Consider the following 22,451-nt stretch of genomic DNA (forward strand, 5'->3'; position numbering starts at 1 on the left):
GCGCCCTCCGGCCGCCCGGCCGGGCGCCGACGACCGTACGTGAGGAACCTCTACGGACGGGGTGGAGCATGGTGAACAGGTCACGCAGGTCACGGCGCTCGGCAGCGTCCGCCGCCTCGGTCGTCTCGCTCGCGGGCGCGCTGGCCGTGCTGGGCGCACTGGCCTCCTGCGGCACCGAGGGCGGCACGGCGGGCGCCTCCCCGCGGCCCGCGGTGCTCACCGGCCGGACGGGCGGTGACTCTCCCCCCGGCGCCGTCCCGGGCCGGGCCGCCGCTTCCCCGAGCGACGCGGTCCCGACGGCCACCGGGGACGCGGGCCGCTCGGGGACCCGGTGCCGCACCTCCGAGCTGAGGGCCGCCGTCGGCCGGATGGACCCGGGAGCGGGACAGCGCAACTTCCCCGTCGTGCTGACGAACGTCTCCTCCCGCACCTGCACGCTGTACGGCTATCCGGGCGCCGCCTTCGTGGACGCGTCCGGCGCGCAGCTGGGTCCGGACCCCGAGCGCTCCCCCGGCGGCGCGGCCACCGTCGCGCTGGCGCCCGGCGAGAGCGCCTGGGCGGGACTGCGGTACGCGAGTCCCGGGGCGAGCGGCGCCCGCACGGCCACCCCGGCGGCGCTCCTGGTGACCCCGCCGGACGAACGGGAGCCCCTGAAGGTGCCGTGGCGGGCCGGCCCCGTCCCGGTCGCCGGCAACGCGTCCACGGTGTTCCTCACGGTGCTGGAGCCGGGCGACGGGCCCTGACGCGGCCGGGGCGCCCCGGCCCCGCGTCAGCCCGGCCGTACGAGGTCCAGGGCCCGCTCCCAGCCGAACTCCGGCCGTGCGCCGCCCGGTTCCGTCTCCCCGGTGTACGGATCGCCGAAGCGCACGCCCATGCCGCGCAGCCGCCTCAGACTCTCCCGGTAGGCGGGGTGGGCCGCCAGCGCGTCGGCCACGCACGGCAGGACGGCGATCGGCACGCCGAGACCGGCGGTCTCGCACAGGGTGGCGAGGGCGAGGGTGTCCGCGATGCCGGCCGCCCACTTGTTGAGGGTGTTGAAGGTGGCGGGCGCGACCACCACGGCGTCGGGCGCCGGGAAGGGGCGCGGCTCGCCCGGTGTACGCCAGGCGGACCGGATCGGGCGGCCGGTCTGCGCCTCGACGGCTGCGGTGTCGAAGAAGCCGTTCAGGGCGACCGGTGTCGCGATGACCCCGACCTCCCAGTTCCGCTCCTGCGCGGCAGTGATCAGCTTGCTGACGTCCGCGGCGACACCGGCGGCGCAGACCACGGCGCAGAGGAAGGGTTTCCCGTGCTGCTCGGCGGGTTCGGTCATCCGGGAACCCTAACCACTCCCCCGGTGTCCGCGAAGGCCCCCTCCCCGCACCGGATCACCGGACCGGGAGGCCGCGGCCCCGCTCCGACTCGGGGCGGGGCCCGAGGATGCGGCGGTCCCGCTCCGCGATCGGCACGTCGTTGATGCTCGCCTCGCGCCGGGTCATCAGGCCGTGCTCGTCGAACTCCCACAGTTCGTTGCCGTACGAACGCCACCACTGGCCCTCGGCGTCCCGGCACTCGTACTGGAAGCGCACCGCGATGCGGTTGCCGTCGAAGGCCCAGAGGTCCTTGCGCAGGGCGTACTCCCGCTCGCGCTCCCACTTGGCGGTCAGCAGTCCGACGATCGCGGCGCGGCCGGTGACGAAGGTGTCGCGGTTGCGCCACACCGAGTCCGGCGCGTAGGCGAGGGCGACCTTGTGCGGATCGCGGGTGTTCCAGGCGTCCTCGGCCGCCTGGACCTTCTGCGCGGCGGTCTCACGGGTGAACGGGGGCAGGGGCGGGCGATCGGTCACGGTGTCTCCCTGGGAAGGGGCGGCGGGGCTCGGGAGAACGGCCGTTCTCCCGAGCCCTGCTACCGTAGGAGAACGTTCGTTCTCACGTCAAGGAGTGGTCGGTCCATGGACAGCGCAGCCGCCCGCGAGCGGGCCCTGGACGCCGCGGAGGAGCTGTTCTACGGGCGCGGGGTGCAGTCCGTCGGCATGGACGAGGTGCGCGGCACGTCCGGGGTCTCCCTCAAGCGGCTCTACCAGCTCTTCCCCTCGAAGGACCTGCTGGTGGAGGCGTATCTGGAGCGGCGGGACACACGCTGGCGCGAGCGGCTCGCCGCCCACGTCGACCGGTACGAGGACCCGGAGCGGCGCGTCCTGGCCGTCTTCGACCGGCTCGAGGAGTGGTTCGCCGAACCGGACTTCCGCGGCTGCGCCTGGATCAACGCCCACGGAGAGCTCGGCGCCACCTCTCCCCGTGTGGCCGCCCAGGTCCGGGCGCACAAGCGGGCGTTCCGCGCGTACCTCGCCCGGCTCGTCGCCGCCGCCGGACTGCCCGACGCGGTGGCCGGGCAGCTGTACCTGCTGGCCGAGGGGGCGATGGTCACCGCGGGCATCACGCGTACCACGGAGCCCGCGGCCCGGGCCCGCGAGGCGGCGGGCGTGCTGCTGCGGGCGGCGTGAGACGGGACGGCGGACGGCGTGGAGCCGGACAGTGAGCGGTGTGGGACCGCACGGCGGCGGCTCCACGGGGGTGACGCGCCCTTCCGGAAAACCGGTTGTCCGTCCCGGGCGTCCGGCCCCAGGATCCAGCCATGCCTGCATCCCGCGTTCCTGCGCCGCTGCCCGACACCACCCCCGCGGGCCGACAGCAGAGGTCCGGCCCGCCGGGAGGGCCGACGCCACCGCGCTCATGACGGCCGCCCTCGTCGCGGGGCTGCTCGCCGGGTACGGCATCGCCGTCCCCGTCGGTGCCGTCGGGACCTACCTCGTCTCCCTCACCGCCCGCACCTCCCTGCGCACCGGGGTCTGCGCGGCCCTCGGCGTCGCCACGGCCGACGGCCTGTACGCCCTCGCGGCCGTGGCCGGTGGTTCCGCCCTGGCGTCGGCGCTGCGGCCCGCGCTGGGGCCGCTGCGCTGGGTCTGCGTGCTGGTGCTGCTCGCGCTGGCGGCGTGGGGCGCGGCCGACGCCGTACGGCGGTACCGCGGCGGTCGGCTCGCCACCCGCTCCGGCCCCGCTCCCCCGAGCCCCGCGCGGGCGTACCTGGCGCTGCTCGGGATCACCCTGCTCAACCCCGCCACCGTGATCTACTTCACGGCGCTGGTGCTCGGCTCCCAGGGCGGGCGGGCGGCCGGGGCCGTGGAGCAGACCGTGTTCGTGACGGCGGCGTTCGCCGCGTCCGCGAGCTGGCAGGTGCTGCTGGCCGGGGGCGGCGCCCTGCTGGGCCGGGCCCTGACCGGTCGCCGGGGGCGGCTGGTGACCGCGCTGGTGGCGAGCGGGGTGATGACGGCGCTCGCGGCACGGATGGCCGTCGCCCCGGCCTGAGGCCCGTCCGGCGGAGCGGGCGGGGACCGGTACGGATGAATCCCGGCTGCGGGGGTCTTGTACCTGTGATCGACTCAGCCGCAGGACACGACGACAGGACGGTTGCCATGCCTCTCGAGGGCGAGTACGAACCCAGTCCGACACGGTGGGTGCGCGAGCAGGTGGAGTTGTACGAGAGTTCCGGTGGCACGGAGGGGACCACCCTGCAGGGCACGGACAGGCCCGTCGTCCTGCTGACCAGCCGGGGCGCGAGGAGCGGCAAGCTGCGCAAGACGCCGCTGATGCGGGTCGAGCACGAGGGGCGCTACGCGGCCGTGGCGTCGCTGGGCGGAGCGCCCAGGCACCCGGTCTGGTACCACAACCTCAAGGCCGACCCGCGCGTCGAGCTCCAGGACGGCCCGGTGAAGCGGGACATGACGGCCCGGGAGGTCTCGGGGGACGAGAAGGCCGAGTGGTGGAAGCGTGCCGTCGCGGCCTATCCGCCGTACGCCGACTACCAGGAGAAGACGGACCGGGAGATCCCGGTCTTCGTGCTGGAGCCGGCCGACGAGGACTGACGCCGGGAGGAAGACGCCCGGGGCGCCCCGCGCGGCGGGGGAATATTCCGCGATCCGGCGCGCATGAAGCGCCGCCCGCCGGGCACCGGTGAGTCAGGCCCCGCCGCGTTCCCCCGTCGCGGCGGGGTCTTCCCACGCCTCCCGCGCGTCGAAGGCACGCCGGTCGGTGACGTCGAGGAAGACCTGTTCCGCCTCGGGGACCAGACCGGTGATGGACCGTTTGATGCGCACGGCGACCTCCTCCACCCGCTCGCTGTCCAGGCCGGGCACCAGGTCGACGCGGGCCGCCACCAGCGTGGTGTCGAGGCCCGTCTTCATCGTGAACAGCGCCTCCACGCTGTCTATCTCCGGCTGCGCCCGGAGCAGCGCCCGGATCCGCCCGCTCGCCTCCGGGTCCGCGGCCTGGCCGATCAGCTGGTCGCGGGCCTCACGCCCCAGCCGGTAGGCCACGTAGACCAGCAGCGTGCCGATGGCGAGCGAGGCGGCCGCCTCCCACACCACCTGCCCGGTGGTCATGTGCAGCACCATGCCCGCGGCGGCCAGGGTGACGCCCAGGACCGCGGTGCCGTCCTCGGCGATCACCGTGCGCAGCGCCGGATCGCGCAGTCCCCGGCCCCGGTCCCCCTGCTTGCGCACCTGGTACAGCGCTCGCAGCAGCGAGCCGCCCTCGGCGAGGAGGGCCACGCCGAGCACGATCAGTCCGGCCACGTAGCCGTTCAGATCCTCCTCGCCGCCGCCCCTGAGGGCCTCGACGCCCTGGAAGAAGGAGAAGCAGCCGCCCATCACGAAGATCCCGACGGCGGCGAGCAGCGACCAGAAGAACCGTTCCTTGCCGTATCCGAAGGGGTGGCGCCGGTCGGCCGGGCGCCGGCTGCGCCGCAGCGCGGCCAGCAGGAACACCTCGTTCAGGCTGTCGGCCACCGAGTGCGCCGCCTCCGACAGCAGGGCCGGGGAGGCCGCGGCCAGGCCGCCGACGGCCTTGGCGGCCGCGATCACCAGGTTGGCTGCGAGGGCCACCAGCACGGTGACCCGGGTTCTGCGATCCGATCGTGTACTCACGTCGGCCGATTGCCCCGGTCGGACCGGGGCACACCGTGCCGATCGCGGAAAACGGGGAACGTGGTGACAGGAACATCCGTACGGCGAAGGAGAGCACCATGGCCCGCGACGACGGGGGCGGCGGCAACAGCTCCTACGGCAGGAAGGCGTTCAAGCGGTCGAAGGCGCACTTCGCGGACCGGATCACCGCCGACGGCAGGGACGGGTGGCCGGTGGAGGCCGGGCGCTACCGGCTCGTCGTCAGCCGCGCCTGCCCGTGGGCGAGTCGGGCGCTGGTGTCCCGGCGGCTGCTCGGACTCGAGGACGCCCTGTCCCTGGCCGTCGCCGACCCCGTCCAGGACGACCGCAGCTGGCGCTTCACCCTGGACCCGGACGGCCGCGACCCGGTCCTCGGCATCCGGTACCTGAGCGAGGCGTACGACCGGCGGGAGACGGACTACCCGGGCGGGGTGAGCGTGCCGGCGGTCGTGGACGTGCCCAGCGGCAGGCTCGTCACCAACGACTACCAGCAGATCACCCTCGACCTCGCCACCGAGTGGACGGCCCTGCACCGCGAGGGGGCGCCCGACCTGTATCCGCGGGCGCGGCGCGACGAGATCGACGCGGTGGCGGCGGACGTCTTCGAGGACGTCAACAACGGGGTGTACCGTGCGGGCTTCGCGACCGGCCAGGAGGAGTACGAAGCCGCGTGCGCGGGCGTGTTCCGGCGGCTGGAGCTGCTGGCGCGACGGCTGGAGGGGCAGCGGTACCTGGTCGGCGACACGATCACCGAGGCGGACATCCGCCTGTTCACCACGCTGGTGCGGTTCGACGCCGTGTATCACGGCCACTTCAAGTGCAACCGGTGGAAGCTGACGGAGAACCGGGTGCTGTGGGCGTACGCCCGTGATCTGTACCAGACGCCCGGCTTCGGCGACACCGTCGACTTCGACCACATCAAACGGCACTACTACCAAGTGCACACCGGGATCAACCCGTCCGGCATCGTGCCGCTCGGTCCGGACCCGTCCGGCTGGCTGACGCCCCATCACCGCGAGGAGCTGGGCGGCCGGCCGTTCGGGGACGGGACACCGCCCGGGCCGGTGCCGGCCGGCGAGGAGATCCCGGCCCGGGGCCGTCCCTGACCGCCCCGACCCCCACTCATCCACCGACGGAAGCGGACCAAGGAGATCCACGTGGCGAAGAAGAGCAGGAAGAAGAAACTCCCCCTGGCGTACAAGCCCATCGGGTTCGCCCTGGGCTGGGCGAGCGGTACCGTGGCGGGGCTCGCCTTCCAGAAGACCTGGAAGGTGATCCGGCACGAGGACAACGCGCCCGACGCGCTGGACCGGGACCGCCGCTGGGGCGAGATCCTGCTGGCGGCGGCGATCCAGGGCGCCATCTTCGCGGTGGCGCGCAGCGCCGTGGACCGTGCGGGCGCCAAGCTCATCGAGCGCTCCACCGGCACCTGGCCGGCCCCGGACAAGGGCGGCCGCGACTGACCCGCCCCGGGCCGGTCCCGCGGGACCGGCCCGGGGGCCGGGCGGGCGCGGTGCCGCCGCGCCACCGCGCCGCGTGACGGGGGTCACCCCTGCTTGGGTGCCGTCGGCACTCCTCGGCGGACCGTGAAGGAGTGGCCGGCCGGGTCGGCGTAGCCGCGCTCCTCCGTGTGGCCGGACGCGTCGCCCGTTTCCACCGGGCGGCCGCCGAGGCCCACGATCCGGCGTTCCACCGCGTCCAGGTCGTCCACCACGAACTCCAGGTGCACCTGGAGGGAGTTCTCCGGCCGGGGCCAGCTCGGCGGGGTCGCGTTGACGTCACGGCGCAGGGCGAGGCGGAAGCCGTCGGCGGCCTGGACCTCCACCCGGTTGGCATGGGCGTCGACCTCCTCCGCCTCCAGCAACTCCTTGTAGAAACCGGCGAGTTTCTCGGGTTCGGCGCAGTCGAGCACCACGACGCCCGCAGCCACCAGTGCCATGTCTCCTCCGCAGGGTCCGAGGAGCGGGGCGCTCCTGCCCCGCCCGGTAGGTGACGACTGTCCCCGCTCGCGGGATTCAGTCGGGTTCCGTGCCCGGTGGCTTCCGGGAGGAGTGCGCGCGTGCCGTTCGAGTGCCCTGCGCGGGAACGGCGTCCGCCTCGTTCAGCGCGCCGTCCGGAACGTGCGGCGGTAGGCCTGCGGTGACACCCCGATGGCGGCGTGCAGGTGCTGGCGCAGCGAGGCGCCGGTGGCGAAGCCGACCCGGTCCGCGACCTGATCCACCGTCAGGTCGCTGGACTCCAGCAGGTGCCGGGCCCGGGCGACGCGCTGCTGGATCAGCCAGCGGCCGGGACTGAGGCCCACCTCGTCGTGGAAGCGGCGGGCGAAGGTGCGCAGGCTCATCCGGGCGTGGGCGGCGAGGTCGGCCAGCACCAGCGGTTCGCCGAGGCGTTCCAGCGCCCAGGCGCGGGTGGCCGCCGTGCTCGCGGCCCCCTGCTCGGGCACGGGCTGTTCGATGTACTGGGCCTGCCCGCCGTCCCGGAACGGCGGGACGACGCAGCGCCGGGCGACCGTGTTGGCCAGCCGGCTGCCGTGGTCCTCGCGGACGAGGTGGAGGCAGGCGTCCACCCCGGACGCGGCTCCGGCGGAGGTCAGGATCCGGCCGTCGTCGACGAAGAGCACGTCCGGGTCGAGCTCGACGTGCGGGTACATGCGCCGGAACAGCCCGGCGAGCTGCCAGTGCGTGGTCGCCCGCCTCCCGTCGAGGAGACCGGCCGCGGCGAGCACGAAGGCACCGGTGCAGATGGAGACGATGCGCGACTCGGGGCGGATGGACGCGAGGGCCGCCTCCACCTCGTCCGGCAGTCCACCGGTCACCCGGTCGGGTGAAACCGGTGCGATCACGACCGTGTCCGCCGTGGCCAGCACCTCGGGACCGTGGTCGACCGTGATGCCGAAGTCGGCGTTGCTGCGCACCGGCCGCCCGTCGACGGTGCAAGTCAGCACCTCGTACCGGCCGTCGGCGGCGCCGAGGATCCGGGCGGGGATGCCCAGCTCGAAGGGGTAGACCCCGTCGAGGGCGAGGACCACGACCCGTTCGGTGCGCCGCGTCGCGCGCTTCGTCTGCCGCATGGCACGATCCTATCGAAGAGTGACAATCTTGCCACTACCCGATCGGCGGGCGGCCCGGCAGGCTGAACGGCATGAGCAACGACGACACGATGCGAGCCATCGGCCAGGACGTCCTCGGCGGGCCCGAGGTCCTGAAGGAAGTACGCCTCCCGCGCCCGGCGCCGCGCCCGAACGAGGTACTGGTCCGGGTACGGGCCGCCGGGGTCAACCCCACCGACTGGAAGCACCGCGAGACGGGCGGCTTCCTCGGCGAACCGCCGTTCGTGCTCGGCTGGGACGTCTCCGGAGTGGTGGAGGAGGTGGGCATCGGCGTGGCCCTGTTCGAGCCCGGCGACGAGGTCTTCGGCATGCTGCCCTACCCGTTCGGCCACGGCTCGCACGCCGAGTACGTGACCGCCCCGGCCCGCGCCTTCGCCCGCAAGCCGGCCGGGGTCGACCACGTCCAGGCGGGCGCGCTCCCGCTGGTCTCGCTCACCGCCTGGCAGGCCCTGGTGGAACGGGCCGGCCTGCGGGCGGGACAGCGGGTGCTGATCCACGCGGCGGCCGGTGGGGTCGGGCACGTGGCCGTGCAGATCGCCAAGGCGCGCGGCGCGTACGTGATCGGCACGGCGAGCGCGGGCAAGCACGACTTCCTGCGCGGCATCGGCGTGGACGAGCCGGTCGACTACCGGGAGACGGACTTCGCCGAGACGGTGAAGGACGTCGACGTCGTGCTGGACACGATCGGCGGCGACTACGCGCTGCGTTCCCTGCGCGTACTGCGGCCGGGCGGGATCGTGGTGTCGATCCTGCCGGTGGGGTCCCCGGAGTTCCACGAGGAGGCCGAACGGCTCGGGGTCCGGGCGGTGCGGATGCTGGTGGACGCCGACCACACCGGCATGAAGGAGATCGCCGGGCTGGTGGAGTCGGGCGGCCTGCGCGCCACGATCGCCGGCACGTTCCCGCTCGCCGACGCCGCCGAGGCGCACCGTCGGGGCGGGACCGGCCGGACCACCGGGAAGCTGGTCCTGGTGGTCGACTGACCGCCGCCCGAGAGCGGGCACGGGCGGGGCCGGACCGCCCGTGCCCGTGCCCGCGCCGTGCACGCGCCCCGCGAGAACCCTGGAAGAACTCGGTCGCAATTCGAAGACATATGTCAATCGAACGTGCTCAAATTCAGTCGTCCAAGGGTAACTTGCAGAACAGACAAGGGTGTTGGAGTCGATCCCCGCCCTGTGCACGGAGCAGGCTGGAGGCGATGGCGTCGTGCGGTACGGACCTGCGCCGCTGACCCGGCATCTGCGCGTCCACCAGGACCGGGGACACACGGTGCTGGAGTTCCGCGGTGAGATCGACATCGCCGCGGCCGAGGAGATCGTCCCGCATCTGGACGCGGCGACGGCTGCTTCGGACGCCCGGGTCGTGATCGACCTGACCCGGGTCGAGTTCTTCGACTGCTCCGGTCTGCGCCTGCTGTTCCGGGCCCGGCACCGGGTCCCGGCCGAGCACGGCCGGCTGCACCTCGTCTGCGCCCACCCGCTGACCCTGCGCATGCTGCGGATCACCGGCCTGACCCGCCTGCTGCCCCCGCACCCCACGCTGGACGCGGCCCTGGAACGGCCCGGGGCCACGTCCGGCCCGGTGTGACGACGGGAACTCCGCTCGGTGGGCGCGGGCGTGCGCCCCTCGTGCTTCCCGCGGCGTCGAATACCCCTCAACCGCCCTGTCTGGTCCGGCGGTCGGGGGGCAAGCGGACAGGAGGAAGGAGAGCCGCCGTCATGACGACCCCTCTCAAGAGCCTCCCCTCCCGCACACCGGGCTGGACGAAGGCGCTGATCGCGCTGGTGCTGCTGCTCGCCGTGCTGTTCGCCGGGATCCGGCTGAGCGTGCTGCCGGGACTGAAGGACCTCTTCGGCACTCGGACCCACGACCGTTCCGGCCCCGCACTGCTGGAGTCCGTCCGGGACATCAGCCGTTACGACGCGGCCTCGGGGAACTTCCAGGTCGTGGTGGACCTGGAGAAGGACACCAGGTTCCTGCCCGACGCGATCCGCGGCAGCCGCACGCTGTACGTGGGCGCGGGCACCGTGGACGCCTACGTCGACCTCGGCGGGCTGGACGAGGACGACGTACGGGTCGACGACGACCGTACGTCCGCCACGCTGCGGTTGCCCCACGCCCGTCTGGGCACTCCGGCACTGGACCCCGAGCGTTCCTACGCCGTCTCCAAGCAGCGCGGGCTGCTCGACCGCCTCGGTGACTTCTTCTCGGACAACCCGGGCGGCGAACAGGCCGTGCAGAAGCTCGCGGTGCGGCACATCGGCGACGCGGCGAAGGAGAGCGGACTGACCGCGCGGGCCGAGGCCAACACCACGGAGATGCTCGAAGGCCTGCTGCGTTCCCTGGGGTTCGAGCAGGTGCGGGTCACCTACGGCGACTGAACGGGTGACCTGCGCATCGCACGGGGAAGCCGCAAGGAAGTCGACGACTGGAGGAGAGAATGGCCCGTGCCGCCCCACGTCCGCGCTCCCTGGCACGCCGGCGTCCCGGCCCACCCGGGCGCGGGTCCGGGGAGGGGAGCGACCGGCGTCCGCTCCCGCTGCCCCTGAGGCTGCTGGCGATGCTGTGCGCCTTCGTGTTCATGGTCGCCTTCGCGGTGGTCCTGGCCCGGCTCACGCTGCAGCCCTCCCCCGCCTCGGAGGCGCTGACCCACACCAATCTGCGTCCGGGCCGCTCGCTGCGGGCCTATCTCGACCAGCCCGCGCTGCGCGACGCCGTGCGCCAGGTCGGCGGCAACATCCTGCTCGGTGTGCCCTTCGGCGTCCTCGCGCCGGTCGTCGCACCGCGGACGCGCGGGTTCCTGCGGGTCCTCGCGCTGACCGCCGCGGTGATGCTGCTGGTGGAGTCCGCGCAGGGCACCCTGGTGACGGGGCGTGCCTTCGACATCGACGACGTCATCCTGAACACCTGCGGGGCGCTGATCGGTTACCTGTTCGCGGGACGGCGGCTGAGCCGGGCCGTGCACGCGCGGAGACCGAAGGGGTGAGTGACCGCGGGCCGGCGCACGTCGCCGCGCCCGGGCGCCGCACACGCGGTGCGGAACCGCGGACGGCCGCCCGGGGACCGTGCCCTGGAGAACCGGGGACCGCGCTCCGCGGTGCCGACCGCGCCCCGTGGCACCGGGGCCGCGTCCGGCGGCCTAGTGCACGGTCCAGGTGAACTTGTCCCCGCCCACCCAGCGGACCACGTCCGGATCGTCCAGGTCGTGGACCGTGATCCCGAACGCGGCGGCGGCCTGCAGCACGTCGGTGACAGCCTTGGCCTCGCCGACCACCTGTCCGTCGATCTCCACGATCCGGAACGGCGGCGTCCCGGGCTGTACCCCGAGCACCATGATCCGCGGGTGCGACATGTACGGGCTCGCGCTTTCGGTCATGCCTCGAGGGTAGAGCGGGAACCGCGCGGACGCGGGGTCCACGCCCCGGCCGGACCGCGGCCCCGCCCCCCTCAGGGCCGCCGCCAGTCGTCGCTCGTCAGGTGCGAGCCGGCCTGCGGGCCCATCCTGAGCATGCCGCCGTCCACGGTCCAGGAGGCGCCGGTGACGTACGAGGAGTCCGGTCCGGCGAGGAAGGCGATGACGGCCGCGACCTCGCGCGCGTCACCGGGCCGCCCGAGCGGGACGCCGGGACGGCTCTCGGTGTGCGGGTCGGTGTCCTCCTGGCCGGTCATGGGCGTGGCGATCTCGCCCGGCGCGACCGCGTTGACGGTGATGCCGTGCTCGGCGAGCTCCAGCGCCATCACCTGGGTGAGCAGCCCCAGACCGCCCTTGGCCGCGCAGTACGGCGCGGCGCCCACCCGGGGCTGGTGCTCGTGGACGGAGGTGACGTTGACGATGCGGCCCCCGTCGCCCTGCCGGATCATGTGCCGTGCCGCCTTCTGCCCGCACAGGAACGGGCCCACCAGGTCGACGTCGAGCACCTCGCGGACCGTCGCCGGCTCCAGTTCGAGGAAGGGCGTCATCGTGCCCGTACCGGCGTTGTTGACCAGCACGTCGACACGGCCCAGGCGCTCGCACAGCTCGTCGACGGTGTCCGCGGCGGCGGGCAGCCGGGTGAGGTCCATCGGCGCCGTCTCCGCCCGCCGCCCGTTCGCCCGGACCTCCTCGGCCGTCCGCTCGGCGCCCTCCTGGTCGCTGTGCCAGGTGATGCCGACGTCCATGCCCGCGGCGGCCAGGCGTACGGCGGTGGCCCGGCCGATGCCGGAGTCGGCACCGGTGATCACGGCGACTTTGGTGCGGGGAGCGGACATGCGGGCCTCCTGAACGGCACGGGGCGGATCGGGGCACGCAGTACCCGGGTGCGCACCGGACAAACCGCGCTTCCGCCGTACGGCCGTACGCACCCCGGGGGATCCGGGAACCCTGGAACCAGGAGGTGCCGACGGAGCCCGTCGAGGCGTCGGAGCGGATCGCGTTCCCGCTGGAGCGGTCGCCGGCGCCGACGTACCGCGTCCGGGCCTTCCGCACCGCCGCCCGGACGGGTGGTCACCACCTGGTCCCCGGACGAGCCGCCGGCCCGGCCCGGGAGCGGAGGCCGCCCTCCGGCGTGGCCGGCGGCTGGGGTGGTACCCGTACGGCCCCGAGGAGACGAAAGGACCGCGTATGGAACGGGCTGCCGTGTTCGACGTCGACGGCACTCTGGTCGACACCAACCACCTGCACGTGACGGCGTGGTGGGAGGCGCTGCGGCAGGCGGGCCACCGGGTGCCGATGCACGCCGTCCACCGGGCCGTGGGCCTGTCCTCCTCCGACCTGGTCGCCCATCTGCTGGGCGAGGACCGGGACGGGGAGCTGAGCGCCGCGCACAAGGCGCTGTACGGACAGTACTTCGACCGGCTGCCCGCACTGCCGGACGCCGGGCGGCTGCTGAAGCGGCTGCACGGGGACGGCTGGAAGGTCGTGCTCGCCACCTCGGCGGGCGGCGCCGAGCTGAGCGCGCTGCGCAGGGCGCTCGGGGCGGACGAGGCGATCACGGCCACGGCCAGCGCCGACGACGTCGCCGAGGGCAAGCCCGCGCCGGAGCCCGTGGAGCACGCCCTGGAGCTGGCCGGGGTGCCGGCGGAGCGGGCGGTGTTCGTCGGCGACACCGTGTGGGACATGCGGGCGGGCAGCCGCGCCGGGGTGCGCTGCGTGGGCGTGCTGTGCGGCGGCATTCCGCGCGCCGATCTGGAGGAGGCCGGCGCGGACGCGGTCTACGCCGACCCGGCCCACCTCCTGGCGTCCCTGTCGGACAGCCCCCTGGCATGAGTTCCCGGGGACAGTGGGACGCGCTGCGGGGAGCCAGGGGGCATGAGCCCCCGCACGACCGGGATACCCGCAGCCCATGACGTGTGTGAGGGAAGAGGCACGGCCGGGGGGCACCGCCGGGCGGGCGGCCTTGGTGTCGCGGGCGGCGGACGCCGTACGGCGGGACGCGCTGGCCGTCGGCCGGGCGGCGCGCGCCGCCTGGGAGGGGCCCGGGCGGGAGCGGGACCTGGTCGTCCAGTCGCTGAAGGCCGCCGCGGCGGCGCTGCTCGCCTGGCTGGTGGCACGGGTCTGGCTCGGCGACCCGATGGCCCTGATGGCGCCCTGGGTGGCACTGGTCCTGGTGCAGGCCACCGTGTACAGCTCGCTGGTGCAGGCGACGCGGCAGTTCGCCGCCATCTGCATCGGGGCCCTGGTCGCCTCGGGGGCCCAGGCCGTCACCGGCGACACGACGGGCGCCCTCGTCCTGTCCGTACCGGTGCTGATGCTGCTGTCGAACTGGCCCCGCTTCGGCGACCAGGGCATCTACGCCGCCACCACGGCGGTGTTCACGATCGCCTCGGGAACGGTGAGCGCGGCCGCCGTGGGACACCGGCTGGGGCAGGCGGCGCTCGGCGCCTGCATCGGCGTGGCCGTCAACGCGCTCGTCCTGCCGCCGATCCACCTGCGGGACGTGCGGGAGAACCTGGCGGGGCTCGCCCGGGAGTCGGGGGACGTGCTGCGGGACGTCGCCGGGGATCTGCGGGGGAACGAGTGGGACGCGCAGACCGCCGCCGCCCGGCTCGGCGCCTCGACGCGCCTGCAGTACCGGGTGGAGGCGCTGCGTTCGGCGCGCGGCTGGAGCAAGGAGAGCCTGCGGCTGACCTCGGGTGCGCTGCGCGCCCTGCACCGGGCACCGACCGAGGCCCTGCCGCCGGAGGACGAGGACGAGCGGTTCGGCCGCGTCACCGGGCACGTCACGGCGCTCACCCGCACACTGGCGGTGGCCGCCGACGAGGACCGCACCCCCGCCCCGCCCGACGCGGCGGTCCTGCGCTGCTACGCCGAGCTGCTGGAACTGCTCGGCGACGCCTGCCACGCGGAGGCCGACCGCCTGCTGGACGGCGACGGGACGCCGGACCCGGGTCTGGACGGGCGGACCGAGGCGGTGATGCGCGAGCTCCACGAGAGGCTTCAGGAGGGGCTGCGGGAACAGGCCGGACGGGGCGCCGCACGGACGGCCGTCCTGGGCACCCTGCTGCTCCAGGCGGAGAACCTCTGGGCCGAGCTCGACCCCGATGTGCGGGGCCGGTGAGACCGCCCGGCCGTGCGGCCCCGGGAGTGGTGACGCGGATCACCCCAAATGGGGCCGAACCGCGGAACACCCGAGGGTGGTCTCCCGTTGAACAAGCCGTGGGTGCGGATGGGACAGTGTCCCCGGGCCTCACCTTCCGCCCACAGGGACGATCGTTCGGCTGAAGCCCTGTGGAGCCTTTCGCCGAGAGGCGACCGCCGTCCGCGCCCACCTCGTGACCGCCCCGACCGTGATTCCCCCGTCGCGGTCGGGGCTTCCTTTTTTCTTTCCCCCGCGACCGGAGGGGTACCCGGTCCGCTCCGCGGGAGCGTGCGGCCGAGAGGAGCGGAAGGTGAGCAGCGGAACGGGCATGAGGGTCGTCGTCACGGGCGCCACCGGCAACGTCGGGACCAGCGTGGTGCGCGTGCTCTCGGAGGATCCGGAGATCGGGTCCGTACGGGGACTGGCCCGGCGGATCCCCGAGTGGTCGCCACCGAGGACCGAGTGGTCGGCGGTGGACCTGGCCTCGCGGCGGTTCGATCTCGTGGAGGAGTTCGCGGGCGCCGACGCGGTGATCCACCTGGCCTGGGCGTTCCAGCCGACGCACGACCCGGCGACCACCTGGCGCACCAATGTGCTCGGCAGCATCCGGGTGTTCGACGCGGTGGCGGAGGCACGGGTGCCGACGCTGGTGCACGCCTCGTCGGTCGGGGCGTACTCACCGGGCCCGAAGGACCACGCGGTGACCGAGTCGTGGCCGACGCACGGCTGGCCGGACGCCGCGTACTGCCGGGAGAAGGCCTATCTGGAGCGGGCCCTGGACACCTTCGAACGCGATCACCCGGACACGCGGGTGGTGCGGATGCGGCCCGCGTTCCTCTTCAAGCGGGAGTCGGCGAGCGAGCAGCGCCGTATCTTCGGCGGGCGTTTCCTGCCGGGTCCGCTGGCGCGTCCCGACCTGCTGCCCTTCCTCCCCGACGTCCCCGGGCTGCGGATGCAGGCGCTGCACACCGACGACGCGGCCGGCGCCTACCGGCTGGCGGTGCTGTCCCCCGACGCCCGGGACGCCTACAACCTCGCCGCCGAGCCGCCGGTCGACGCGGAACTGCTCGGCGAGATGCTCGGCACCCGCCGCGTCAGGCTGCCGCGCACCGCGGCCCGCTCGGCGGTCGCCGCCGCCTGGGGACTGCACCTGCTGCCCGCCTCCCCGCACCTGTTCGACGCCGTGCTGAGGCTGCCGCTGATGGACTGCACGCGTGCGCGGACGGAACTGGGCTGGCGGCCGACGCGTACGGCGACCGAGGTGGTGGAGGAGTTCCTGCAGGGCATGCGGCAGGGCGCGGGGGCGCCCACGGAGCCGATGCGGGGACGCAAGGTGGGCTGACGCCCCGGCCGGCCGGGCCCTCGTCCGGCTCCCGCCCGCGCTGCTCCGCTGCCCGGGTCACGCCGTCGGCCCGTCCGGCCGGGTCACGCCGACGACTCGTCCGGTACGGGCTGCTCCGGGTTGTCGGAGGCCGAGTGCGGGGCGCCCTGCCGGCCCGTACCGGCCTCGTCGGTGTCCGGGACGTCGGGTTCGGTCCCGCCGGATTCCGGCGGGCCGTCCGGCCCGGTGGGCCCGGTCGCCTCCGCGCTCTCCCGCTCCGCGGCGGCGGGCTCGACCTCCCAGGGGTCCTCGCCGGCGCCGGCCTGCTGGTCGGGCAGGTCGCGGGGGATGCCCGCGCCGTTCTCGCCCGGTCCTTCGAGGCGGTGGTCGGTCACGGCGTCTCCCTTCGTTCGTACGGGCCGTCCGTACGGGTCGCACGAACGGGACCCTTTCGGATACCTCCGCCGGGACCGGCGAAACCTCAGCGCGGTACCCGCTCCTGGAGTGCCGTGCGCCAGGCCGGCGGCGGGGACTCGGGGTCCGGGTCGGGGCGCCGTCCGCCGCGGGCGAAGAAGTCGGCGAGCGGCAGGATCGCGGCGCCGACGGTCACCGCGTCGGGCCCCAGGCGGCCCAGCTCGATCGTCACCTTCTCCGCCGGGTGGCGCAACGCGTACGACAGGGCGTGCCTGCGCACGGCGGGCAGGAAGCGGGAGCCGAGCTGGAGGCCGGCCCAGCCGCCCATGAGGATGCGCTCCGGCTGGAAGAGGTTGATCAGGTCGGACAGGCCCGCGCCCAGGTACTCGGCGGTCTCCTCCAGCACGGCGAGGGCGACCGGATCGGCGGCGGTGCCGTCGGGCGGGTAGGCGGCGGCGAGCATCGCGGTCAGCGCCGTCTCCTCGTCCGCGGCCTCGGGCACGCTGCCGCCCTCCTCGCGCCACCGGGCGAGCAGCGACGCGGCACCGGCGTACGCCTCCAGGCAGCCGAGCGCACCGCAGCGGCAGCGGCGCCCGCGCACGCGCACGGTCAGGTGCCCCCATTCGACCGCCCGGCCGTGTTCCACCTCGGGGGTGACGAGACAGGCGCCGACGCCGGAGCCGAAGAGCACCACGAGGGCGTTGCGGGCGCCGCGTCCGGCGCCGAACCACATCTCGGCCTGGCCGAGGGTCCTGGCGCCGTTGTCGATGAAGTAGGGCACCGTGTCGGGCAGCGGGGACCCGTCGCGCAGCAGGGACTCCAGCTCGATCGCGTCCCAGCCGACGGTCTGCCCGTGCACGACGGCGCCCCGGTCGGGGGTGCGCTCGACGATGCCGGGGACGCCGATGCCGACGCCGAGGAGCCGCTCGGGTGCGAGACCTGCGGCGGCGAGCACCTCGGCGGTGCCGGAGCGGATGTGGTCGACGATGACCTCGACCTCGTAGCCCTGCTGCTCCAGCGGGAGCTCGGCGCGGGCGAGCTCGGTGAGGGTCAGGTCGAACAGTTCGACGCGCACCCGCGTCTCGCCCACGTCGACACCGATCATGTGGCCGCTCTCCGGCGCGACCCGCAGCAGGGTGCGCGGACGTCCGCCGTCGGAGCCGACGCTGCCGGCCTCCTCGAGCAGGCCGTCGGCGACGAGGTCGGCGACGACGTTGCTCACGGATCCGGAGCTGAGCCCGGTCGCCGGGCCGAGCTCGAAGCGGCTGAGCGGGCCGTCGAAGTAGAGCCGTTGCAGCACGGCCGTACGGTTGGCCCGTCTGAGGTCGCGTACCGTGCGCCCGTTCCGCCCCGCCATGTGGCTCCTTCCGAAACCCTGCCCGACCTGCAACATACCGCCGCGGACCGACCGGGCGCGACTTCCCTCTCCCCTTACTTCACGATGTGAACTAACAGAGCTCGGCCATCTCGTCCAACGCCGCCTCGAGTTCCGGGCCGACGGCGTCCCGGACCCAGCGCTCATGATCGCCCCCGGGCGCCCGCGGTACCGTCTCGACGATCATGATCAGGTAGAGGTAGGCCCGATAGAGGGCGAGCCGTACGCGGGCCTCCGCGTCGAACCCGGCCCGGCCCCCGGCCTCCCGGTACCCGGCCAGGAACGCCTCGTCCTTCCCGATGTCGTCGAGCAGCGCCAGGGAGACGAAGTCGGCGAGCGGATCGCCCCAGAACATGCGCTCCCCGTCGACGAGTCCGCCGATACGGGCCTCCCCCGTCGCCGAGCGGTCCACCAGGATGTTGCCCGGCCACAGGTCGAAGTGCACGAGGGCCGGCACGGTGACCCCGTCGAGCGCCGCCCCGGCGGCACGGACCGCGCCGGCCACCTCGTCGACGGGGCGGGGAAGCCGGGCGCCGTAGCGGCGGGCGTCGGCGAGGACGGCGTCGGTCATCGCGGTGAAGGCGGTCCGCCAGTCGGCGACGAGCGGGCCGAGGGCACCGGACGGGTAGCCGAACCCGGGCCCCGTCACGCGGTGCAGACGGGCCACCTGGCGGCCCAGCTCCCTCCGCAGCCCCGTCCGTTCCCCGTCGGCCGGCGCCGCCTCCGTCCAGGGTGCGCCCGGGCAGGCGGTCATCAGCAGGTGCACGCCGTCGTCGCCGAGGGACACGGCTCGCGGCGCGGGCACACCGGCCTCGGCGGCGCCGGCGCAGAACGCGGCCTCGGAGACGAGGAGGCGCCGCTCGTACCGGAGGCCGGGGGTGGCGGGCGCGGGCGGGATCTTCAGCACGTAGCGGCTGCCGTCGGCGAGGACGAGTTCCTCGACGGTGTTGTAGGTGCCCCCGCTCAGCGGGCGCACCCGGGCCAGGGCGCCGGGCGGCAGTCCGGCCACCGCCAGCACGCTCCGGGCCCGCTCCCAGGAGTCCCCCCTCACCGATGCCCCCTCCCCCTCGGTCACCGCGCTCCAGGGTACGGAAGGAGCGGGCCGTCCCCGCCCCCCGGGCAAAAACCACTGGCCTCCCCTTCCGCGGGAAACTTACCCTGACCAGAAACCTAGGGCCCCTAGGTTTTGAAGGACCGTGCTGGAGACACCCGTGAAACCGCTGACCGAGCAGAACATCCGCGCCTCGTTCGTCAACTGTTCGAAGGGCGAGGCCAGGCGTCTGGCCGTGCCCCGGGATCTGGGTGAGCTCCCCTGGGACGACCTGGACTTCCTGGGCTGGCGCGACCCGGGCGCGCCCGACCGGAGCTATCTCGTCACCGAGCGCGGGGACCGCCTCGTCGGGGTGGCCATGCGGTTCCAGCCCGCCCGGCGCGGCTTCCTGCACCGCAGCATGTGCTCGCTGTGCCTGACGACCCATCCGCGCGGCGGCGTCTCGCTGATGACCGCGCGCAAGGCGGGCCCGGCCGGCCGCGAGGGCAACTCGGTCGGCGCCTACATGTGCACCGATCTCGCCTGCTCCCTCTACCTGCGCGGCAAGAAGGTCCCGGAGACCGGTGCCCGCTTCGAGGAGAGCCTCACCCTGGAGGAGCAGATCGCCCGCACGCGGGACAACCTGTTCGCCTTCCTCGACAAGCTGTAGGCCCACCCGTCCTCGGGCCGCGGCTACCGGGCCGACAGCCGGGCGGCCCGCACCTCGTGGAGGTGGATCAGGACGTCGTGGCTGCGGGCCAGGGCGACCTCGTAGGGGCCGTCCGGACAGGCGGTGCCTATGCGCCGGGTCGGCCGGGCCCGGCTCAGCCACGCGTCGGCCGGGGCGCCGACGGTCCGCAGGTCGACCACGTAGTCGCGATGGCGGACCCGGTCGAGGGTGTGCTCGTTGCTCCCCGGACCCGCGGGCCCCAGGGTCCATCGCCGGACGGTGCCGTCCGGGCCCGTGGCGTTGAACGAGCCCCGGTCGAAGGACAGGCCGACGCTGACATAGCCCGGGCCCAGGCGGTCGCGCAGATACGCGCCCTGCACCCTCGGGTAGTGGACGGGGTCGGCCGACACGTAGCCGAGATGGTCGTTGTGCGCGGACACGGCGATCCTGGTGCCGGTGTGCCGCTGCCACCGGACGACGTTGTCGGCCATCGCCTCGTCGCGGTAGCGCATGGACGCGGCGACCTGTTCGGGCGAGGTGAAGTCGAAGGCGTACTGGCGGGCGGTGTGGTCGATCGCCCGCGCGTGCTGCACCGCCCAGGCGTGCGCTTCCGGGTCCTCCCCCGGCTCCCGCTCCCGGAGCAGCCGCAGCGCCTCACCCGTGCGCTCCGCCATCGCGCGGCGCTCGGCGTACGGCTTGTCCAGGTACCGCTCGATGTACTCCCCGGTGGCCACGGTCGGCCGCAGTCCCCGGTACGGCTCGGCGAAGCGGGCCGAGAGTCCGGGATGGTGCTCGGCCACGTGCGCGGTGACCCGGTCGTACAGTTCCGGTCCGGTCCAGGCGGTGTCGTCGCCCATGAACCGCACGGGGTCGTCGGGGTGGCGCACGTTGTACGCGCGCATCCACTCGACGAGCCGCAGGTAGTCCGCGTTGTCCCACCACAGGTAGTCCCGCTGGAACTCCTCGCGCATGATGCGCCGGGGGTCCCCCTTCCCGTGCACGACGTACGCGTCGAGGCGCAGGCCGGTGCTCCAGGGCGCCTCCAGGGCGAAGGTGCGGAACCCCTTCTCCTCGACGAGCCGGCGGAAGATCCTGCCCTTGAGGGCGAAGAAGTCGTGCGAGCCGTGGGTGGCCTCGCCCAGGCCGACCACGCGCGCGTCGCCGACCATGCGGTCGAGAGGGCGCAGGTCGCGGGTGTCACCGCCCGGTTCCACGGTGCGCAGGGGGTGCGCGGCCCGGTCCAGGGCCGCGACGACCGGGGTGGCCGATTCGGCCACCCGGGCGGGCGGGTCCGGGGCCTGCTCCGCCACCGCCGGGGTGCCGGCCGTGACCGCGCCGAGGGTGACGAACAGGGTCACGCCTGTCGCGATCCGATGTCGTCTCATGATCCAAGGCTGCCGCGCGGCCGAGGCCCGGCACCATGCGGTGGGTCTCCGACCTGGGGTGCGGAAAACCACCGGGCTCCCCTGGGGTTTTCCGCAGTGCCCGCTCCGCTCCGTGCCCGGCCGGCCGCGACACGTCCGGCGGTGCACGGCGCGTGAGGACGGATCCGGCCGCCTGCGTCCGGTTACCGTCCTGGCCGGATACGTTCGATGTACCTGGGGAAGGGGAACAGCCCCAGGATGCTGGATGTACGTGAGACCGCGGCGTCCGCCGCGCGCCTGGTGAAGTGGTACCGGGATCCCATGGCCGTGCAGGCGGTGCGCTCGGCCGCCGCGGCGTCGATCGCCTACGTGATCGCGGTGCGGCTGAGCCCCGACGACGCCCCACCGCTCACCGCGCCCCTCACCGCGCTGCTGGTCGTCCAGGTCACCCTGTACGCCACGCTCAAGATGAGCATCCGCCGGGTGAACTCCGTGGTGGCCGGTGTCCTGGTCGCCATCGCCTTCAGCGTGGTGGTGGGGCTGAGCTGGTGGAGCCTGGCCCTGGTGATCCTGGCGGCGCTGGGCGTCGGGCACCTGGTGCGGGCGCACGAGTTCGTGGCCGAGGTGGCGATCAGCGCGATGCTGGTGCTCGGGGTGACCGCGCACGGGGCCCTGGCCTGGGCCCGTGTGGTGGAGACGCTGATCGGGGCGGTCGTGGGGCTGGCCTTCAACCTGCTCTTCGCCCCGCCGGTGTGGGTGGAACAGGCCGGCGAGTCGATCGAGGGGCTGGCCCGGCGGCTGCGCCAGCTGATGCTGCGCATGGGCGAGGAGGCCGCCGGCCGCACCCCGTACCACGAGGCGGCGGCCCGCCTGCACGAGGCCCGGCGGCTCGACCACGACATCGCCGAGGTGGACGAGGACCTCCGGCAGGCCGAGGACAGCCTGCGGCTCAACCCACGGGTCCGCGAGGGACTGCTGCACCGGATCGTGCTGCGCACCGGCCTGGACACCCTGGAGATCTGCACCGTCGTCCTCCGGGTGCTCGCGCGGACCCTCACCGACCTCGCCAAGGAACGCGAACCCGAGTCCCTGTTCTCCCGGGAGACGGGTGCCACCGTCGAGCAGCTGCTGTCCGAGATCGCCGACGCCGTGGTCAGTTTCGCGGTGCTGGTGACCACCAGCGTGAGCGCGAGCGCCGAATCGGCGGAGGAGCGGCTCACCTCCGAGCTGCGGCAGGCCGCCGCCACCCGCGACAAGCTCGCCCAGCTCCTCCTGGAGGAGGTCCGGCAGGACACCCGCCAGTGGCAGCTGTACGGTGCGGTGCTCACCGAGGTGAACCGCATCATCGACGAGATGGACACCGAGCACCGCTCGCGCCGGCTGCTGGAGGAGCTGGACCGCTACACGAGCGAGCAGCGGGAGCGCCGGCCGCGGCTGACCCGGCTGCAGAACCGCTTGCTGGGCTGGCTGGGCCGGGTCGGGCCGCGCCGTGACCGGGACCGGACCGCGGCCGGGCACCGTTCCCCGTGACGGACAGCGGAACGGGACGAGGGGCCTGCGGAGGACCGGCGCGACCGGCCGGACCTGCGGGTCCCCGGTCCGCCGGGTCGCCGGCCACGCCGACACCGTGCC

Annotated in this window: 26 protein-coding genes; 15 read left to right on the forward strand and 11 right to left on the reverse strand. The window is 74.2% G+C overall.

Annotation, left to right across the window (positions count from 1 at the left end):
* Positions 1-68 precede the first annotated feature (68 nt).
* Positions 69-743 carry a DUF4232 domain-containing protein gene (locus FHS37_RS27185; protein WP_184825904.1) on the forward strand — a complete coding sequence of 225 codons (675 nt, stop codon included), beginning with the start codon at positions 69-71 and terminating at the stop codon, positions 741-743.
* A gap of 26 nt (positions 744-769) precedes the next feature.
* On the opposite strand, the gene FHS37_RS27190 is transcribed toward FHS37_RS27185, so the two are convergent.
* Together FHS37_RS27190 and FHS37_RS27195 are read right to left on the reverse strand one after the other, a co-directional pair.
* Complete coding sequence (locus tag FHS37_RS27190; protein ID WP_184825905.1) at positions 770-1,312, reverse strand: flavoprotein; 543 nt, start codon at positions 1,310-1,312, stop codon at positions 770-772.
* A 55-nt stretch (positions 1,313-1,367) separates the two neighbouring features.
* A complete protein-coding gene (locus FHS37_RS27195; RefSeq protein WP_184825907.1) occupies positions 1,368-1,826 on the reverse strand; it encodes a nuclear transport factor 2 family protein in 459 nt (152 codons plus the stop codon).
* Between the two features lie 105 nt (positions 1,827-1,931).
* Between FHS37_RS27195 and FHS37_RS27200 the strand changes: the two genes are divergently transcribed.
* The 3 genes from FHS37_RS27200 to FHS37_RS27210 all read left to right on the forward strand — a co-directional run bounded on the left by FHS37_RS27200 (position 1,932) and on the right by FHS37_RS27210 (position 3,902).
* Entirely contained in the window at positions 1,932-2,483 is a 552-nt protein-coding gene (locus FHS37_RS27200) for a TetR/AcrR family transcriptional regulator (protein ID WP_184825909.1), read from the forward strand.
* A 229-nt stretch (positions 2,484-2,712) separates the two neighbouring features.
* Positions 2,713-3,345 carry a LysE family transporter gene (locus tag FHS37_RS27205; protein WP_184825911.1) on the forward strand — a complete coding sequence of 211 codons (633 nt, stop codon included), beginning with the start codon at positions 2,713-2,715 and terminating at the stop codon, positions 3,343-3,345.
* Positions 3,346-3,452: 107 nt separating this feature from the next.
* Positions 3,453-3,902, forward strand: a complete 450-nt coding sequence (locus FHS37_RS27210) for a nitroreductase family deazaflavin-dependent oxidoreductase (protein WP_184825913.1) — start codon at positions 3,453-3,455, stop codon at positions 3,900-3,902.
* A 93-nt stretch (positions 3,903-3,995) separates the two neighbouring features.
* Here the strand turns inward: FHS37_RS27210 and FHS37_RS27215 are convergent, their stop codons facing one another.
* On the reverse strand, positions 3,996-4,925 hold the full coding sequence (locus FHS37_RS27215) for a cation diffusion facilitator family transporter (RefSeq protein ID WP_184826076.1): 930 nt from the start codon (positions 4,923-4,925) through the stop codon (positions 3,996-3,998).
* Positions 4,926-5,059: 134 nt separating this feature from the next.
* Between FHS37_RS27215 and FHS37_RS27220 the strand changes: the two genes are divergently transcribed.
* Together FHS37_RS27220 and FHS37_RS27225 are read left to right on the forward strand one after the other, a co-directional pair.
* A complete protein-coding gene (locus FHS37_RS27220; protein ID WP_184825915.1) occupies positions 5,060-6,085 on the forward strand; it encodes a glutathione S-transferase family protein in 1,026 nt (341 codons plus the stop codon).
* 51 nt (positions 6,086-6,136) lie between these two features.
* The gene (locus FHS37_RS27225; protein WP_184825917.1) at positions 6,137-6,442 is read left to right on the forward strand and encodes a DUF4235 domain-containing protein; all 306 of its coding nucleotides are present in this window, start codon (positions 6,137-6,139) and stop codon (positions 6,440-6,442) included.
* Between the two features lie 83 nt (positions 6,443-6,525).
* Here the strand turns inward: FHS37_RS27225 and FHS37_RS27230 are convergent, their stop codons facing one another.
* Together FHS37_RS27230 and FHS37_RS27235 are read right to left on the reverse strand one after the other, a co-directional pair.
* Positions 6,526-6,918: a VOC family protein gene (locus tag FHS37_RS27230; RefSeq protein WP_184825919.1), complete on the reverse strand. Its 393-nt coding sequence runs from the start codon at positions 6,916-6,918 to the stop codon at positions 6,526-6,528.
* Between the two features lie 162 nt (positions 6,919-7,080).
* The gene (locus FHS37_RS27235) at positions 7,081-8,049 is read right to left on the reverse strand and encodes a GlxA family transcriptional regulator (RefSeq protein ID WP_184825921.1); all 969 of its coding nucleotides are present in this window, start codon (positions 8,047-8,049) and stop codon (positions 7,081-7,083) included.
* A 71-nt stretch (positions 8,050-8,120) separates the two neighbouring features.
* On the opposite strand from FHS37_RS27235, the gene FHS37_RS27240 reads away from it, so the two are divergent.
* The 4 genes from FHS37_RS27240 to FHS37_RS27255 all read left to right on the forward strand — a co-directional run bounded on the left by FHS37_RS27240 (position 8,121) and on the right by FHS37_RS27255 (position 11,074).
* On the forward strand, positions 8,121-9,071 hold the full coding sequence (locus FHS37_RS27240; RefSeq protein WP_184825923.1) for an NADP-dependent oxidoreductase: 951 nt from the start codon (positions 8,121-8,123) through the stop codon (positions 9,069-9,071).
* Positions 9,072-9,294: 223 nt separating this feature from the next.
* On the forward strand, positions 9,295-9,675 hold the full coding sequence (locus FHS37_RS27245) for an anti-sigma factor antagonist (RefSeq protein ID WP_184825925.1): 381 nt from the start codon (positions 9,295-9,297) through the stop codon (positions 9,673-9,675).
* A 131-nt stretch (positions 9,676-9,806) separates the two neighbouring features.
* Positions 9,807-10,469 carry a DUF4230 domain-containing protein gene (locus FHS37_RS27250; protein WP_184825927.1) on the forward strand — a complete coding sequence of 221 codons (663 nt, stop codon included), beginning with the start codon at positions 9,807-9,809 and terminating at the stop codon, positions 10,467-10,469.
* A gap of 59 nt (positions 10,470-10,528) precedes the next feature.
* Positions 10,529-11,074 carry a VanZ family protein gene (locus FHS37_RS27255; RefSeq protein WP_184825930.1) on the forward strand — a complete coding sequence of 182 codons (546 nt, stop codon included), beginning with the start codon at positions 10,529-10,531 and terminating at the stop codon, positions 11,072-11,074.
* A 153-nt stretch (positions 11,075-11,227) separates the two neighbouring features.
* Here FHS37_RS27255 and FHS37_RS27260 read toward each other — a convergent pair whose 3' ends face one another.
* Complete coding sequence (locus tag FHS37_RS27260; RefSeq protein WP_159537473.1) at positions 11,228-11,464, reverse strand: hypothetical protein; 237 nt, start codon at positions 11,462-11,464, stop codon at positions 11,228-11,230.
* A 71-nt stretch (positions 11,465-11,535) separates the two neighbouring features.
* On the reverse strand, positions 11,536-12,336 hold the full coding sequence (locus FHS37_RS27265) for an SDR family oxidoreductase (RefSeq protein ID WP_184825932.1): 801 nt from the start codon (positions 12,334-12,336) through the stop codon (positions 11,536-11,538).
* A gap of 352 nt (positions 12,337-12,688) precedes the next feature.
* On the opposite strand from FHS37_RS27265, the gene FHS37_RS27270 reads away from it, so the two are divergent.
* From FHS37_RS27270 to FHS37_RS27280, 3 genes are all read left to right on the forward strand, one after another.
* Positions 12,689-13,333 (forward strand): HAD family hydrolase, encoded by a 645-nt coding sequence (locus FHS37_RS27270; protein WP_184825934.1) that lies wholly within the window; start codon positions 12,689-12,691, stop codon positions 13,331-13,333.
* A gap of 76 nt (positions 13,334-13,409) precedes the next feature.
* Entirely contained in the window at positions 13,410-14,624 is a 1,215-nt protein-coding gene (locus tag FHS37_RS27275) for an FUSC family protein (protein WP_229889900.1), read from the forward strand.
* A gap of 331 nt (positions 14,625-14,955) precedes the next feature.
* Positions 14,956-15,987, forward strand: coding sequence for an SDR family oxidoreductase (locus FHS37_RS27280; RefSeq protein WP_184825935.1), 1,032 nt, complete (start codon positions 14,956-14,958; stop codon positions 15,985-15,987).
* Between the two features lie 83 nt (positions 15,988-16,070).
* On the opposite strand, the gene FHS37_RS27285 is transcribed toward FHS37_RS27280, so the two are convergent.
* From FHS37_RS27285 to FHS37_RS27295, 3 genes are all read right to left on the reverse strand, one after another.
* The gene (locus FHS37_RS27285; protein WP_184825937.1) at positions 16,071-16,361 is read right to left on the reverse strand and encodes a hypothetical protein; all 291 of its coding nucleotides are present in this window, start codon (positions 16,359-16,361) and stop codon (positions 16,071-16,073) included.
* Positions 16,362-16,447: 86 nt separating this feature from the next.
* Entirely contained in the window at positions 16,448-17,737 is a 1,290-nt protein-coding gene (locus tag FHS37_RS27290; protein ID WP_184825939.1) for an ROK family transcriptional regulator, read from the reverse strand.
* Positions 17,738-17,828: 91 nt separating this feature from the next.
* Complete coding sequence (locus FHS37_RS27295; protein WP_229889901.1) at positions 17,829-18,830, reverse strand: phosphotransferase family protein; 1,002 nt, start codon at positions 18,828-18,830, stop codon at positions 17,829-17,831.
* A 136-nt stretch (positions 18,831-18,966) separates the two neighbouring features.
* On the opposite strand from FHS37_RS27295, the gene FHS37_RS27300 reads away from it, so the two are divergent.
* Positions 18,967-19,455 carry an FBP domain-containing protein gene (locus FHS37_RS27300; protein ID WP_184826082.1) on the forward strand — a complete coding sequence of 163 codons (489 nt, stop codon included), beginning with the start codon at positions 18,967-18,969 and terminating at the stop codon, positions 19,453-19,455.
* A gap of 23 nt (positions 19,456-19,478) precedes the next feature.
* On the opposite strand, the gene FHS37_RS27305 is transcribed toward FHS37_RS27300, so the two are convergent.
* Entirely contained in the window at positions 19,479-20,840 is a 1,362-nt protein-coding gene (locus tag FHS37_RS27305) for an erythromycin esterase family protein (RefSeq protein ID WP_184825941.1), read from the reverse strand.
* A gap of 237 nt (positions 20,841-21,077) precedes the next feature.
* On the opposite strand from FHS37_RS27305, the gene FHS37_RS27310 reads away from it, so the two are divergent.
* Positions 21,078-22,349: an FUSC family protein gene (locus FHS37_RS27310; RefSeq protein WP_184825943.1), complete on the forward strand. Its 1,272-nt coding sequence runs from the start codon at positions 21,078-21,080 to the stop codon at positions 22,347-22,349.
* Positions 22,350-22,451 lie beyond the last annotated feature (102 nt).

It is taken from the genome of Streptomyces griseomycini (assembly GCF_014203535.1).
GTDB lineage: Bacteria > Actinomycetota > Actinomycetes > Streptomycetales > Streptomycetaceae > Streptomyces > Streptomyces griseomycini.

What these genes read in the sequence shown, in the direction of transcription:
- FHS37_RS27185 (WP_184825904.1), top strand. Translation starts at nt 69, where the DNA reads ATGGTGAACAGGTCACGCAGGTCACGGCGCTCGGCAGCGTCCGCCGCC.
- FHS37_RS27190 (WP_184825905.1), bottom strand. Translation starts at nt 1,312, where the DNA reads ATGACCGAACCCGCCGAGCAGCACGGGAAACCCTTCCTCTGCGCCGTG.
- FHS37_RS27200 (WP_184825909.1), top strand. Translation starts at nt 1,932, where the DNA reads ATGGACAGCGCAGCCGCCCGCGAGCGGGCCCTGGACGCCGCGGAGGAG.
- FHS37_RS27205 (WP_184825911.1), top strand. Translation starts at nt 2,713, where the DNA reads ATGACGGCCGCCCTCGTCGCGGGGCTGCTCGCCGGGTACGGCATCGCC.
- FHS37_RS27210 (WP_184825913.1), top strand. Translation starts at nt 3,453, where the DNA reads ATGCCTCTCGAGGGCGAGTACGAACCCAGTCCGACACGGTGGGTGCGC.
- FHS37_RS27220 (WP_184825915.1), top strand. Translation starts at nt 5,060, where the DNA reads ATGGCCCGCGACGACGGGGGCGGCGGCAACAGCTCCTACGGCAGGAAG.
- FHS37_RS27230 (WP_184825919.1), bottom strand. Translation starts at nt 6,918, where the DNA reads ATGGCACTGGTGGCTGCGGGCGTCGTGGTGCTCGACTGCGCCGAACCC.
- FHS37_RS27235 (WP_184825921.1), bottom strand. Translation starts at nt 8,049, where the DNA reads ATGCGGCAGACGAAGCGCGCGACGCGGCGCACCGAACGGGTCGTGGTC.
- FHS37_RS27240 (WP_184825923.1), top strand. Translation starts at nt 8,121, where the DNA reads ATGAGCAACGACGACACGATGCGAGCCATCGGCCAGGACGTCCTCGGC.
- FHS37_RS27250 (WP_184825927.1), top strand. Translation starts at nt 9,807, where the DNA reads ATGACGACCCCTCTCAAGAGCCTCCCCTCCCGCACACCGGGCTGGACG.
- FHS37_RS27255 (WP_184825930.1), top strand. Translation starts at nt 10,529, where the DNA reads ATGGCCCGTGCCGCCCCACGTCCGCGCTCCCTGGCACGCCGGCGTCCC.
- FHS37_RS27260 (WP_159537473.1), bottom strand. Translation starts at nt 11,464, where the DNA reads ATGACCGAAAGCGCGAGCCCGTACATGTCGCACCCGCGGATCATGGTG.
- FHS37_RS27265 (WP_184825932.1), bottom strand. Translation starts at nt 12,336, where the DNA reads ATGTCCGCTCCCCGCACCAAAGTCGCCGTGATCACCGGTGCCGACTCC.
- FHS37_RS27270 (WP_184825934.1), top strand. Translation starts at nt 12,689, where the DNA reads ATGGAACGGGCTGCCGTGTTCGACGTCGACGGCACTCTGGTCGACACC.
- FHS37_RS27275 (WP_229889900.1), top strand. Translation starts at nt 13,410, where the DNA reads ATGACGTGTGTGAGGGAAGAGGCACGGCCGGGGGGCACCGCCGGGCGG.
- FHS37_RS27290 (WP_184825939.1), bottom strand. Translation starts at nt 17,737, where the DNA reads ATGGCGGGGCGGAACGGGCGCACGGTACGCGACCTCAGACGGGCCAAC.
- FHS37_RS27305 (WP_184825941.1), bottom strand. Translation starts at nt 20,840, where the DNA reads ATGAGACGACATCGGATCGCGACAGGCGTGACCCTGTTCGTCACCCTC.
- FHS37_RS27310 (WP_184825943.1), top strand. Translation starts at nt 21,078, where the DNA reads ATGCTGGATGTACGTGAGACCGCGGCGTCCGCCGCGCGCCTGGTGAAG.